The organism is Corallococcus praedator (assembly GCF_003612125.1).
Classification (GTDB): Bacteria; Myxococcota; Myxococcia; order Myxococcales; family Myxococcaceae; genus Corallococcus; species Corallococcus praedator.
Genome location: NZ_RAWI01001045.1, coordinates 1 through 444 on the forward strand (window position 1 = coordinate 1; position 444 = coordinate 444).

General features: G+C 67.1%; 1 protein-coding gene. It reads right to left on the bottom strand.

Annotated features, from left to right (window positions below; genetic code table 11):
- Positions 1-161: 161 nt before the first annotated feature.
- Positions 162-444: CarD family transcriptional regulator (locus D7Y13_RS42975; RefSeq protein ID WP_369333608.1), on the bottom strand; the 283-nt coding region annotated here is incomplete at its 5' end.

Here is a 444-nt window from a genome sequence, read left to right on the forward strand (position 1 = left end):
CCGTGGATCAGGCGGAACGGGAGCGCGCCACGGCCCTCCTCCACCACGATCCCGGCGACCGGGGCCGAAATGTCGACGACGTCATACGGATGCGGGTTCATCGAACCCACCGTATGACGTCGTCGAGCTGCAGCGTGAGGCTGCCTCGGTCGCTCAGTGGCTCAGGAGGCGAGCACCTCGTCGAGAATGGTCTCGGCCTTGTCCTCGTTGGTGTTCTCGCAGAGCGCGAGCTCGGAGACCAGGATCTGGCGGGCCTTGGCGAGCATCCGCTTCTCGCCTGCCGACAGACCGCGGTCACGCTCGCGGCGCCACAGGTCGCGGACGACCTCGGCCACCTTCATGACGTCGCCACTGTGGAGCTTCTCGAGGTTCGCCTTGTAGCGCCTCGACCAGTTGGTCGGCTCCTCGACGTGCTCCGCGCGGAGCACTCCGAAGACCCTGTCC